This window comes from Microcoleus sp. F4-D5 (assembly GCF_036704885.1).
Classification (GTDB): Bacteria; Cyanobacteriota; Cyanobacteriia; order Cyanobacteriales; family Microcoleaceae; genus Microcoleus.
Map to the genome: position 1 here is coordinate 1 of NZ_JAUBSX010000129.1, position 12,115 is coordinate 12,115.

Consider the following 12,115-nt stretch of genomic DNA (forward strand, 5'->3'; position numbering starts at 1 on the left):
AGATGATATCACCATCTACCCCTTTTGCCTAGAATGACCTCCTACTCTACCTTTCAGAGATGCCGTGAAAAGTAAGCTGTTAGACAGCTTCAGTCCTGGACGCATCGAAGCCCGTGCGAAACCGGGTTTTTTACCGAATCTACGGTCTACAATCCGTCTTTTCATAAAACAACTCGGTTTCTCAACAATCGTGCGTAAGTCTTAAGCTTATTGCTGGCAGTGCAAGATATCAGCTTTTACGCGGGCGATCGCACTTATAATTAATAATTAATAATACCTATCTTTTTTCAATTATCTGCTAAACTGCTTGGGACACAGCTCGTGATTTTTTATATAAAAAACTGTATTTTGTGTTATAAAAATCTCGCAAACTCCGCGAAGCATTTGGCAGGGATAAAATTTTGCTTTGATTCCCTGTTGTTATCTAAGATGGAGCGATAGCAATGTCTAATTTCTGCAAGAGCAGTGAGAAAAAATATTACATAACACCGAACAAAGGAATAAATTTCTATATTTTTTTCAATAAAATCGATCAAAATAACTATAAAACACTTTTTTGATAAAAAATTAAATGTACGAGAAAATGCAAAAAAAAAGGTTGCAATCAGGTGAATAAAAGCTGCAATCAAAAAATCGATATGGGCAAAAGCGACAAAATCGAGTATAATTGTATTGCGAAATTGAATCGCACTGCAGAAATACTGTTGAATCAACTAAATTTATTGAAATAGACAGGTGCAAATTGAGGAGTGAAGGCGTACCCAAATTGACTAAATATTTGCTGATCGGTTCCACCAAAGCTTATAGTGGCAAGTCCGCGATCGCCCTAGGGATGGCACTCGGACTCCGAGCCAAAGGAGTGGACATCGCCTACGGCAAACCTCTGGGAACTTGTTTTAGCTCCGAGGGAGTTGGGGCCGGGGAGGAAGACGTGCGGTTCGCGGTAGAGACGCTGAAGCTCTCAGCAATCCAGATGCCGTCCACACTTGTGTATTTGGACGAAGAGACAGTTAACAAGCGTTTGCGGGGAGAAGACAAGACAGATTACCGCTCCTGTCTAGCGGGATATTTGCAAGATCCCAGGGGAGACTTGGTGCTGTTAGAAGGCCCCGCTAATTTGGAGGAAGGCAGTCTGTTCGATTTGTCTTTGCCTCAACTGGCTGAGGCAGTTGATGCCTCTGTGCTGCTGGTAGCGCGCCCGATCGATCTGTATGTAGATGATTTGCTGTCGGCTAAGCGGCGTTTGGGTTCGCGGTTGCTCGGCGTCGTGCTCAACGACGTTCCCTCGGACAAACTCGAATCAGTAACGGCGACTGTGCGGCCTTTTCTGGAGGCTGCGGGTATTCCTGTTTTGGGAATGCTGCCGAGAAGCGCTTTGCTGCGCAGTGTCAGCGTCAAAGAATTGGTGCACCAATTGAAAGCAGACGTGCTCTGCCGTCGAGACCGTTTGGACTTGATGGTGGAAACTTTGACAATTGGCGCGATGAATGTTAGTTCTGCTTTGAAGTATTTCCGCAAAGCGAGAAATATGGCGGTGGTGACGGGGGGCGATCGCACGGACATTCAGCTAGCGGCTCTGGAGAGCTCGACTCAGTGCTTAATTCTGACAGGCCACTTGCCTCCTTCTCCCCTAGTGATCGGCAGGGCAGAAGAAATGGAAATTCCAGTTTTGTCAGTGGATTTGGATACCTTAGCCACGGTGGAAATTATCGACAGCACCTTTGGCAACGTGCGCCTGCACGAACAAATCAAGGTGGAATGCGTTACTCAGCTAATGGCAGAACACTTTGACCTTGAGGGCATGATGGCATCGTTGGGCTGGGGCGATCGAGTCGATTAACAAGGCAGCCGGATCTGAAGGTATTCGGCAGCCGGAGCTGAAGAAAGAAGGTATTCGGCAGAGAAAAATTTTTGTTTAAATAAATAAAAAGCCACAATTCTTAAATTCTCAATTTTTTTTGAATTAGACCTTCAGCTCCGGCTGCCGAATGCTTTCAGACATTCTGCCTTCTGGCTTCCTCCCATCTCCTCATCCTTTAGTGAGATATCGTAAATCAGCAATTCTTAACTTCTTTTTGGTAGCAATTGCTAGTGAGTCTGCTAAAATCCACAACGTAGTTTTATTTAATTTAATAAATTCTTTGAGTCAATCAATTGAGCTACCCAGAGTAGATGATTTTTTACAAGAACTTGCGGCGATCCAGCAAACCAGCTCCAAGCGGATTGCTCTTTTGGGTTCTCGCCACGTTCCTATTACCCACCAGCAGCTAATTGAGATGCTGAGCTACGCCATAGTTCTGGGAGGCAATCAGCTCATCACTTCTGGCGCTACAGGCACCAATTCAGCCGCAATTCGGGGGGCAATGCGAGCAGATCCTAATCTGCTGACGGTGATTTTGCCGCAAAGCATGAGCCGCCAGCCCCGGGAGTCTCGCGACCAGCTCGAACAAGTGATACATTTGGTAGAAAATCCCAAAAATGACAGTTTGTCTCTCCCTGAAGCAAGCGCCATGTGCAATCAGGAGATTATTTCTCGCTGCCAGCAACTGATCTGTTTTGCTTTTCACGAAAGCCACACTTTACTGAAAACTTGCCAGGATGCGGAGGAACAGCGCAAGGTGGTTACTCTGTTCTATTTTGATTGAACTGCGAGGCGGATGATGCTGTTGGGATTGCCTGTGTCGGTTATTCTGCTTGATTGTATTGCTGCTGCTGCTGCGCTGGTTTACGCACCGTTTTTGGTGGTTGCGTTCGCCCGCTTGCAGCTAGGCTACGACCAAGCAGCCCCCCGCGCTATGTTTGATAGGTTGCCTGCTTACGCTCAGCGGGCAACTTGGGCTCATCAAAATTCGTTTGAGACGTTTATGCTGTTTTCAGCGGCGGCTTTGATGGCTTTTGTGACGGGGGTAGATTTAGAGGCGGCGGGCTGGGCTGCGATTGCTTTTACGATCGCCCGGTTCTTGTTTTCGGTTTTCTATATTCTGAATGTGCCGCTGGGGCGATCGCTGATGTTTGCGATTAGTTCTTCTTGCACAGCTACTTTATTCTATTTCAGTTTAATGGCTGTTAATGGCTAATTATTATTAGTCACTGGTCATTAGTCATTAGTCATTAGTTAAGAGATACTTAATTAATGACTAATTACCAACTACCAATTACCCATTACCAGCTACCAATTACCCATTACCAATTACTAATTTATGGCTGCTAGTTATTCATTTGATGTTGTCAGCGAGTTCGACCGGCAAGAATTAGTTAACGCTGTTGACCAAACTGTGCGGGAAATTCAAAGTCGGTACGATTTGAAAGATACCAAAACTACCGTGGAATTGGGTGCAGAATCAATTACTGTCAATACGGACAGCGAATTTACTCTCGATGCAATTCACACTGTTTTGCAAACTAAAGCCGCCAAGCGGAATTTATCTTTGAAAATTTTTGATTACGGCAAAGTTGAACCGGCTAGCGGCAGTCGCGTGCGTCAAGAAATTAAACTTAAAAAAGGGCTCACTCAAGAAATCGCGAAACAGATTACTAAGTTAATCCGCGATGAATTCAAAAAGATTCAAGGTTCGATTCAAGGCGATGCCGTGCGGGTTTCTGCTAAGGATAAGGATGATTTGCAGTTGGTGATTCAACGCTTGAAGCAAGAAGACTATCCCGTGGCTTTGCAGTTTACAAATTACCGCTAGATTTGATAGTTTCTCGGGACTTCAGTCCTCATACGCGGTGACGAATAAGGACTAAAGTCCTGACAACAAACAAGTTTTTATCGACTTAATATTAAATATCTAAACCCGTGACTGTTAACTCGGGAGGATGTTCGACAACAAACTGGTAATATAATTCTTGCTTTGCTTGCGGCTGCAGAGACATTATCCATTCTAGCACTCCCATTTCACCTGCTACTATCTTCGGATTAGTGAGAGTCGATCGCACTTTGATTTGCTCATTGCGGCTGACTGGCAATTGCTCTTTTAGTGTCAGGTGTACCTGCACCTGCTGCAAGTTTGTCACATTTAAGCGATAAGCGTAACTCGTGCGCCGCTGCTGACCGATAAGTTTTTTATCTACTTGTCTTTCTACTAATTCCCGCTCTATTTTTAGCCCTTCATCTATTCCTAAATTCAGTTTAAATTCTTCACCAGGCGAAACATTATCCAATTTTACGGTACCAACAAAAGTGTTGTCCCGAAAGATATTTGCTTTACCGGGCAGCAGAGTTGCACCTGTCAGCGGATTTACAACAACTGCTTGCAAATAGGCAAAACTGACTAATCGCGGGACGGCTATATATTCTGGTTTAAACGGATAATTTTCGCTAAAAATCGTCACTTTGTGCGGTGTACCGTCGCTGGGAATCTTGGTATTTCCCCCTACTTGAAATGAGACGGTGCCGCCTTCTCTGGATACTTGGGCTGTGACTGTTTCAGCTTCTGTGGGTTGGGATGCTGTGTCGATTGTACTGCCTGCAGAGCCAAAGCGCATCCCCCCTTCAAATACGTCTACTATATCTCCATCAGAATCTGATAAAATTTGACTAGAGCGCGGTATTGACTCGGTATTTCGGTATCTGGCTGTAGAGTGTAAAGTATCGATAAACCAGGGTTCGAGTTTTGGGGGCAAAGTTCCCATTCCGGGTTTTGCTGTAGATAAAGTCAGCGCTACTCCAGTCCAATCTTCGCCTGTATTTTGATTGACTTCGGCTAGGTAATTGAGATTAATTTGGTTGTTGGTAGTGTTGACTCGCAAGTCGTAAAGGGGAGTCCAACGGGCTCGCATGACTACATAGGAAACTTCTAGTTCAAAATTGCCGCTGCCGCTGGGTTCTACGGCGACAATGATGTTAAAAGTTTGCTGGGAATGGGGAGTTTGTACTTGCCACAACTGCTGGCGCAAAGCTTCTATTTGCTTGTCTAATTCGCGCTGCTGTCTTTCGTATTGAGCGATCGCGCTTACATATTTTAGGTAATTGGTTCCTAAAAAGTTGAGCAATTTACCAGTTTCGTTTAAACCTACTTGCTGTTTTGCGATGCTACTGGAAAAGAAACCGACGCTTTTTTCGCTCAAACCTTCCACAAATTTAAGCTGAATTTTTCGGGCGGTTATTTTGTCATTAATTGCCCGTTTTTGAGTTTCTAATTCTTGGATTTGTTGGGTTAATTCGGCAGTGCGATCGCCCACTGGTTCGCTGCTAAACACTGTTTCGGTTCGCACTCCCAGCAATCGCACTGCAACTGTACCCGCACCGGTAGCCCTGACAGACTCTGTGTCGATTGTTGCGGGGAGAGAGGCGATCGCCAATTCTCGTTCGTTTCCCGTCAAAGCGACTGTACCGCGCCGCGTCACCAAAGCGCGATCGGTATAGACAGTAACTTGTGATATGCTACTATCTAGTGTTTTGATGGTATCAGAATTAAGGATTTCTGAGTCAGTCATTGCCAGTTGCTCCTATTTAATAACCGTTTAGTCGATCGAGCATTGTTCAAAGTAGTTTATCGATCAATTTTCCCGATCGCCCATTCCTCTAGAAAACTCTTCAAGCGCATCCAAAGGCGAAGCAAACAAAATGCAGCGTTTAAGCAAAGACAAGTCTAACTCAGGCAGGAGTTCGCTGCTAGTAATGCGATCGTAACCTTCCTCTCGCAGATGGTAAAGCTCTAAAGTGCCATCTTCCCAAAACCAGACTTCCGGGACTCCCATCAGTCGGTATTTCTGAAGTTTAATCGGACTACCGCTAGTGATAACAATTTCAATACATAAATCTGGAACATCTTTAATAGTTCCGAAACAATAAGACAAATCTGCCTGATACTCGACTTGCTCTTCGACAATCTGACTGTAAGTACCGCTGGGAAAAAATACAATTCTTCTGAGCAAAAAATACTGTCCCATTAGCAAGCCCATCAAACACCTAATCGCTTCATGCAACCTTCCAGTACCCACAATTTCTAAAACTCCATCACAATAAAATAAGCGTACATTCGGTACGTCTTCAAAGCCAGCTTGAATTGCCTTGAATTGATGCCATGTCAAACCGCGCCAAGTGAAACGCTGTTCGGCTGCCGGAGAAGTTGTTGGATTGTCTATAGTTTGAACCATGACTGTCCTGTTGATGTTCAAAAGGGTAGCGCGGGATGGGCGGGTTTACCAGATAATTAGTTTGAGGAATTGATAATTGGTAAAACCCGCCCCTACGGTTAATTTTAGCTCAGCGGCTCGATTCCTGCCAAATCCAAAATTTGAGGAATTAAATCTTCTCGTTTGACGGCCATCATGTGAACTCCTTGACAAATCTGCCGCGCTAGCTTGACTTGTTCAGCAGCAATTTTTATGCCTTCCTGCAGTGGTTCTGGAGCTTTAGCCAGACGGTCGATCGTCTCTTGCGGAATGTGAACTCCCGGCACGTATTTTTTAATAAATTCAGCATTTTTAGCTGATTTAAACAGAAAGATTCCTGCTAAAATTGGTTTGTTGCAGCCAGCAGCAATATTGTGCATAAACTTATCTAAAAGTTCAAAGTCTGTAATTAATTGACTTTGAAAAAATTGCGCTCCAGCCTCTAATTTTTTCTCAAATCGACTTTGCAAACCAGACCAACTGGGGCATTGCGGATCGACGGCAGCACCGACAAATAAATCGGTAACTCCGTCTGTTAAAGGTTTGTCATTCCAGTCTTGGCCGCCGTTCATTTTTTGAATGACTTGCAACAGCCGAACTGATTCCAAATCGAATACACTTTTTGCTTTAGGATGGTCGCCCGCTTTGACGGGATCGCCTGTAAGTGCCAAGATATTCTTAATGCCTAAAGCGTGGGCTCCCATGAGATCGGCTTGCAGGCCAATTTGATTGCGATCGCGACAAGCAACTTGACAAATTGGCTCAATTCCGTGCTGCACTAAAATCGCCGAAACTGCTAGGGGGCACATTCGCAACACTGCGCGACTCCCGTCGGTGATATTAATGGCGTGCACTCTATTTTTTAGGCGTTGGGCCATTTGAATAGTGTGAGTCATATCGCCACCTTTTGGCGGGGCAACTTCGGCGGTAATTATAAATTCTCCGGGGGTGGTGCAGGCTGTGCGAAAACGGTTCATGATTATTTGTCTGTTATTGGTTATTTGTTATTTTACAGTTTACAGTTGACAGTTGGGAGTTGTTAGCGGGCAGTTGGCAGTTGTTATTCTTAACCAGTAACCAATAACAACTCACAACTAACAACTAAACAGGTAAAGAATAACCGAAAGCTGTCTTAACCTTAGTTAGAGTTTGATTGGCAATAGCTTCTGCTTGTTCTCTTCCGCGACGCAGTACAGACTCTAAATATCCCCGATCGTCCATTATTTCCTTGTATTTATCCTGAATTGGTTTCAGCGCATTAACTGTAGTCTCTGTCAGCAAGGGTTTAAATTCTCCCCAACCCATATTTTCACACTCCGCTGCTACTTCTTCCTTAGATTTGCCCGAAAGCAGGAGATAAAGTGTCAGCAAATTTCTAGCTTCGGGGCGATCGGGGTCGTCAAAAGTCAAACCCCGCACGGCATCTGTTTTGCAGCGCTTGATTTTTTTGGCGATCGTATCTGGCGAATCCAATAAATTAATTCGACTTTGTTCGGAAGGGTCAGATTTCGACATTTTGCGCGTGCCATCTGTCAAACTCATCACCCTCGCACCGTCAGTCCGAATTAAGGGTTCGGGAAGTTTCAAGACTGGCTTTTCGGGTGTGCCGAATTGGTGATTTAATCTGATCACAATATCGCGGGTGAGTTCCAAATGCTGTTTTTGGTCTTCTCCCACTGGCACTTTGTCGGCATCGTAAAGCAAAATGTCTGCTGCCATTAACACGGGATAATTTAGCAAACCGGCGTTGACATTTTCGCCTTGTTTAACTGCTTTTTCTTTAAACTGAATCATATCTTCGAGCCAGTTAATCGGCGTAATGCAGTTGAGCAGCCATGCTAGTTCTGTGTGCGCCGAGACGTGGGATTGCACGAAAATAGTAGAATATTCTAAATCGATGCCGCAAGCTAAATACAGTGCGGCGATCGTGTAAGTGTCGGAGGCTAGAGTTGCTGGATTGTGCGGTGCGGTAATTGCGTGCAAATCGACTACGCAGAAATAATTTTCGTACTGACTTTGACCTTCTACCCAGTTGCGAATGGCACCGAGATAATTGCCGAGGTGAAGATTGCCGGTTGGCTGAACTCCTGAAAGAACGCGCTGTTTGCCCATGAGGAAAGAATAGAATTGAACTCACATTTCTATATTGACACGTTATTTCAATTTCAGAGCCTCTTCGTTAAAATTTACAAAAAATTCGGGTAATTCGGGAATATCTATCGCTTCGGCGCAGGGACGATCCTGCCAAATAACGGCTCTTTTTACTTGGAATACTGGTATACAGATTGGAAATTTGAGGTGGGAGATTTGAGATGGGCAATTGCAGTTACCGCCTTGATGACCGAGAATTTCAAAAGTGGTACAAGCCACCCGATTTATCCGTGGAATCAATCCAAAATCGCAAATCGAAAATCCTCAAGAAAGAGCATTTATCTCGCGCCAGTCAATCTAAAATCTAAAATCTAAAATCGCGCAATCGATTGACTGGCGCGATTTAAACCCCTTATTATCAAACAAAGTCCGCCTTCGCGGACTTAAGATGATTAATTAGAAAGGTTGAGATTTTTACCCAATTTCAGCGGGTTGCAAAATCTCATTTACGGGTTTTCCTTGTTTTAATTCCACCCATTTAGACTCAACGGGTTCATAAGCGCAATAACATACCACGATGCCCAGGTTTGTGTCGCTAGATGAGAAGTTGTGGATGCTTTTAACAATCCAATTACTATCTCGACCGTGGGTAATTCCGTTGCCCGGATCTTCGAGGTTTTCATATTCTCGCACGCGATCGCCAATTTGAGGCAATTTCCCCGAAAAATCCCACTCTGTTGCTAAAATGTCAGTCAAACCACCGATCGGTAGTAGCTGACGTTCTTCCCAGCCATGCGCTGAGAGTGATTCTGTTTTAAAAACTATCCAAGTTTCATTCATCGTCGGTATCTCCAAAACGACTGTCTTCAAAAGAGGTTTGTTCGCCATAAAACACGCAATTAACCTTGAGAGTGCGATCGCTTGTACGTTCGATACGCTTCAACCTCCATCTGTACTTGCGCCCCATATCCCAGCACTTATTTGGGTCAGTTGCGCCGTGCTGGTTTTCTAGTTATGACGGTTCTTGTTCTGGTAAATTTGTCACTGTTTTAAATACTAGACACCTGTTTATCTATTAGCTAGTGCCTCCTTTTCCGGCTCTATCTTGCTCGATGAGCGGGTTTTGGTTTGGGTTACTGTTCCGCTTTCCTTGAACTGCGGCTGTCACAATTCGCTCTACAAGATTGCTCATAGTGCGTCCTTCCTCCTTAGCCCATACCGTTAAGTCGTCTCTAATATCCTCATCCAAAACGAAATTAATTCTAGGTCGCCTGTACTTCCCCATTGGTTGCGAGTTGGTTAGTGGTTAGTTACCAGCTTAGGACGTTAGATTAACTTTTGGCTTTGTGGATTAAGATAGTTGACAGTGGCATCTACTACAATCTACAGTATACCTACGATCGCCAAATGTCAAACAAAGAACAAATATAAAGTAAGGTGCGTCAGTCGGTAAAATCCAAATTTTTCAGACTAACCTCAAGACTGACGCACTATACAGGCTAATGCCCAATGACTGTTGACTCATTACCAATCTGTCAGCAACCTTGCTTTCCGCAAAACAAATGTCAGAACAGTTTCTTCGCCGGTAATAATATCGGCCCTGCCCTCCATTCCCGATTGAATCGAATACTGGCGGGGGACATTAGCCTGGGAGTTTCCAAAGAATTGGCCGTTGGCGGATTTGAGTTTTGTTAAATAAGTTTGTTCTGGCTTAATGGCTACTTCGTAATAAGCTGTACCTAAATTATTAGCGGGATTTTGAGGCGCGATCGCATCTGGGGCGATTTCGCTGACAGTTCCTTTTAATGTGCCGTAATCGGGGAAAGGCAAAGCCGAAATCCTGATCTGTACTGGTTGGCCGATTTGGATGCGGGCGATATCTTGGGATGCCACCTTGGCTTTGACTACCAGGGGTACGTCGCTGGGGACGATTTGGGCGATCGCGCTGCCGGCTTGTACGGTTTGACCAGTATTTCGTACTTCCAATCTGAGAATTGTACCATCTGCAGGCGTGCGGATCACGCTATTTTCGAGTTTTAAGTCAATTTGATTTAGTTGTTTTTTAGCTTGAATTAATTGTTGTTGAATGGACGATTGCTTGACTAGCAAAACCCGCCGACTTCTGCCCAGTCTTTCGGCGACATCCGGTAGCGAGGTGGCGAATTTTACTAAAGCTGATTCGATTAATTCCTGTTGGGCGGAACTTTCACTTTGGATGGTTTTAAATTGGGCGCTGGCCAAAATTTGATTTTCTAAGTCGCGCAGTTGCTGGTTGATTTGCTGTGCTGCTGTTTGAGACTGATTAATTATTTCTTCCAACTGTTTTTTTTGAGCGCCCAAACGCGAAGCGTCTACAACTGCGATCGCATCTCCTTCTTTTACTGTCTGATTCTCGCTGACAGCAATGCTTTCGACGGTTCCTTCGGTTGCTGCTTGCACGACGCGCACTTCTCCGGCCGGACGGACGATCGCGTCTGCTTTGACTGTAGCGCTGTATTTGGTGACGCTAGCAAGGGCGATCGCCCCGCCAAAGGTCGCCACCATCAAAATGCCCCCCAAAGTCGTCCAGCGGCTGACAGGGGGCAAAAACTGGTCGTTATCAAAGGTTTCAGCGGGTGTGGTTTCGGGAGTGAGAGACATGGCGGCTGGGGGAGAGGGGAATAGTTTGGAGTTTGGAGTTTTGAGTTGGGGGAGAGGGAGAGATAGCTGATTTGTTTTGTCACTTTTACTCTCACCTTTCCGGAAACAAAGAATAGATTTAGAAGTCTAAATCAAAATTCACAGGGTAAAGGTAAAAATCCGCACAGCTTTGCCGTTCCCACCCACAAACTTCGCCAAATATCAAGAGGAGTGAAGCCAGAGGGAGACTGTGATGAAAATACGGCGTTTCTGCCACGAGTTTTGGCACTGTTACCGGGTTTTCCTGTATGCGTAGGTAGTAAGTAAGTACATAGGTATTAAGAGGAGTTATTTATGTCAGAAAATCAACAAGGTTCACTCTTCATCGAACTCACCGATCGAGAATCTACTACTGTCAGCGGTGGCAGCATTACCAGCGGTAACAGCAGCGGCGGTAACAGAAGCAGCGATGACCTGAATATGCTGTTTTTCCTGCCGCAGCCGAACCAGCTTTATCTGTACGATCCGAACAGCCATCGCCCTTACAAAACCCTAGTGGTTTAGATAGCTGAGTCAGGTTGTGCGATCGAGTAAATTTTCAAAATTTATCCGTAGTATTCCGGAAGCATCACAGCCCTACCAGAAGTATTAGTCAGTATTTACACGAAGCTCTAGAAATTCGATAAGATTTCTAGTTTCTCTTCAATTTTATTAAGTTAAACGGAGTCAAATCATGAAAGAAACAAAGGACAATTCACTGTTTGCTGAACTTACATCTGAAGAATCAGCTAGCGTCAACGGCGGTCACTATTATGCCAATTATAGCGACAACTGTTACCGTACTCAGCGGCGCAGTTGGGTCGTGTACCGCCGGAATTGCGACGGTTCATACAGAAGAGTAGTCCGCTACGCCTACTACTAAAGTTTAGTGATGTCAATTCAGCTCGATTTATTGATGTGAATTAATAAAGCACCCATAAGTTTATGGGTGCTTTGTTATATCGATTGCGTCAGTCATACAGCATAAATTTCTGAACTTTCGGGGTCTGCTGAAATTTTACTGAATTAGGGTTTGCAAGTTTTAAAGCATCTTTCAAATCCTGATATTTTTTAGATTTATTAGTCTACCTAACTAATAAGCTGAAAGCGAATTAATCTCGACCGGCACTAATCTATAAACCGAGAACAGCTATTGATATCACATCCGGTAAGCTGTTGTACCTTTAAATAGGGTATAATAAAAATTAAGTTTAGTCAATCTCTACAAAAATGCCAGCCAAAAACC

The 12,115-nt window shown here is 44.5% G+C and carries 13 protein-coding genes; 6 read left to right on the forward strand and 7 right to left on the reverse strand.

What is annotated here, in order from left to right; genetic code table 11:
* Nucleotides 1-742: 742 nt before the first annotated feature.
* The 4 genes from QUA80_RS31825 to QUA80_RS31840 all read left to right on the forward strand — a co-directional run bounded on the left by QUA80_RS31825 (nt 743) and on the right by QUA80_RS31840 (nt 3,692).
* A complete protein-coding gene (locus QUA80_RS31825) occupies nt 743-1,840 on the forward strand; it encodes a phosphotransacetylase family protein (RefSeq protein ID WP_333428924.1) in 1,098 nt (365 codons plus the stop codon).
* A gap of 301 nt (nt 1,841-2,141) precedes the next feature.
* Entirely contained in the window at nt 2,142-2,645 is a 504-nt protein-coding gene (locus QUA80_RS31830; RefSeq protein ID WP_039887610.1) for a hypothetical protein, read from the forward strand.
* 15 nt (nt 2,646-2,660) lie between these two features.
* Nucleotides 2,661-3,077 (forward strand): MAPEG family protein, encoded by a 417-nt coding sequence (locus QUA80_RS31835; protein ID WP_333428934.1) that lies wholly within the window; start codon nt 2,661-2,663, stop codon nt 3,075-3,077.
* A gap of 123 nt (nt 3,078-3,200) precedes the next feature.
* Nucleotides 3,201-3,692, forward strand: coding sequence for a YajQ family cyclic di-GMP-binding protein (locus tag QUA80_RS31840; RefSeq protein ID WP_333237723.1), 492 nt, complete (start codon nt 3,201-3,203; stop codon nt 3,690-3,692).
* Nucleotides 3,693-3,783: 91 nt separating this feature from the next.
* Here the strand turns inward: QUA80_RS31840 and QUA80_RS31845 are convergent, their stop codons facing one another.
* The 7 genes from QUA80_RS31845 to QUA80_RS31875 all read right to left on the reverse strand — a co-directional run bounded on the left by QUA80_RS31845 (nt 3,784) and on the right by QUA80_RS31875 (nt 10,851).
* On the reverse strand, nt 3,784-5,439 hold the full coding sequence (locus tag QUA80_RS31845; RefSeq protein WP_333428925.1) for a mucoidy inhibitor MuiA family protein: 1,656 nt from the start codon (nt 5,437-5,439) through the stop codon (nt 3,784-3,786).
* Nucleotides 5,440-5,502: 63 nt separating this feature from the next.
* Nucleotides 5,503-6,102 (reverse strand): Uma2 family endonuclease, encoded by a 600-nt coding sequence (locus QUA80_RS31850; RefSeq protein ID WP_333428926.1) that lies wholly within the window; start codon nt 6,100-6,102, stop codon nt 5,503-5,505.
* Nucleotides 6,103-6,206: 104 nt separating this feature from the next.
* Nucleotides 6,207-7,097 (reverse strand): methylenetetrahydrofolate reductase, encoded by an 891-nt coding sequence (locus QUA80_RS31855; RefSeq protein ID WP_333428927.1) that lies wholly within the window; start codon nt 7,095-7,097, stop codon nt 6,207-6,209.
* 124 nt (nt 7,098-7,221) lie between these two features.
* The gene (gene trpS, locus QUA80_RS31860; protein WP_333428928.1) at nt 7,222-8,232 is read right to left on the reverse strand and encodes a tryptophan--tRNA ligase; all 1,011 of its coding nucleotides are present in this window, start codon (nt 8,230-8,232) and stop codon (nt 7,222-7,224) included.
* Nucleotides 8,233-8,685: 453 nt separating this feature from the next.
* Entirely contained in the window at nt 8,686-9,099 is a 414-nt protein-coding gene (locus tag QUA80_RS31865; RefSeq protein WP_333428929.1) for a hypothetical protein, read from the reverse strand.
* 187 nt (nt 9,100-9,286) lie between these two features.
* Complete coding sequence (locus QUA80_RS31870) at nt 9,287-9,496, reverse strand: ribbon-helix-helix domain-containing protein (protein ID WP_333428930.1); 210 nt, start codon at nt 9,494-9,496, stop codon at nt 9,287-9,289.
* A 239-nt stretch (nt 9,497-9,735) separates the two neighbouring features.
* Nucleotides 9,736-10,851, reverse strand: coding sequence for an HlyD family efflux transporter periplasmic adaptor subunit (locus QUA80_RS31875; protein WP_333428931.1), 1,116 nt, complete (start codon nt 10,849-10,851; stop codon nt 9,736-9,738).
* Between the two features lie 333 nt (nt 10,852-11,184).
* Between QUA80_RS31875 and QUA80_RS31880 the strand changes: the two genes are divergently transcribed.
* The gene (locus QUA80_RS31880; protein ID WP_333428932.1) at nt 11,185-11,394 is read left to right on the forward strand and encodes a secretion protein HlyD; all 210 of its coding nucleotides are present in this window, start codon (nt 11,185-11,187) and stop codon (nt 11,392-11,394) included.
* Between the two features lie 169 nt (nt 11,395-11,563).
* The gene (locus QUA80_RS31885; RefSeq protein ID WP_333428933.1) at nt 11,564-11,752 is read left to right on the forward strand and encodes a hypothetical protein; all 189 of its coding nucleotides are present in this window, start codon (nt 11,564-11,566) and stop codon (nt 11,750-11,752) included.
* Nucleotides 11,753-12,115 lie beyond the last annotated feature (363 nt).

What these genes read in the sequence shown, in the direction of transcription:
- QUA80_RS31850 (WP_333428926.1), bottom strand. Translation starts at nt 6,102, where the DNA reads ATGGTTCAAACTATAGACAATCCAACAACTTCTCCGGCAGCCGAACAG.
- QUA80_RS31870 (WP_333428930.1), bottom strand. Translation starts at nt 9,496, where the DNA reads ATGGGGAAGTACAGGCGACCTAGAATTAATTTCGTTTTGGATGAGGAT.
- QUA80_RS31875 (WP_333428931.1), bottom strand. Translation starts at nt 10,851, where the DNA reads ATGTCTCTCACTCCCGAAACCACACCCGCTGAAACCTTTGATAACGAC.
- QUA80_RS31880 (WP_333428932.1), top strand. Translation starts at nt 11,185, where the DNA reads ATGTCAGAAAATCAACAAGGTTCACTCTTCATCGAACTCACCGATCGA.
- QUA80_RS31840 (WP_333237723.1), top strand. Translation starts at nt 3,201, where the DNA reads ATGGCTGCTAGTTATTCATTTGATGTTGTCAGCGAGTTCGACCGGCAA.
- trpS (WP_333428928.1), bottom strand. Translation starts at nt 8,232, where the DNA reads ATGGGCAAACAGCGCGTTCTTTCAGGAGTTCAGCCAACCGGCAATCTT.
- QUA80_RS31845 (WP_333428925.1), bottom strand. Translation starts at nt 5,439, where the DNA reads ATGACTGACTCAGAAATCCTTAATTCTGATACCATCAAAACACTAGAT.
- QUA80_RS31885 (WP_333428933.1), top strand. Translation starts at nt 11,564, where the DNA reads ATGAAAGAAACAAAGGACAATTCACTGTTTGCTGAACTTACATCTGAA.
- QUA80_RS31835 (WP_333428934.1), top strand. Translation starts at nt 2,661, where the DNA reads ATGCTGTTGGGATTGCCTGTGTCGGTTATTCTGCTTGATTGTATTGCT.
- QUA80_RS31855 (WP_333428927.1), bottom strand. Translation starts at nt 7,097, where the DNA reads ATGAACCGTTTTCGCACAGCCTGCACCACCCCCGGAGAATTTATAATT.
- QUA80_RS31865 (WP_333428929.1), bottom strand. Translation starts at nt 9,099, where the DNA reads ATGGCGAACAAACCTCTTTTGAAGACAGTCGTTTTGGAGATACCGACG.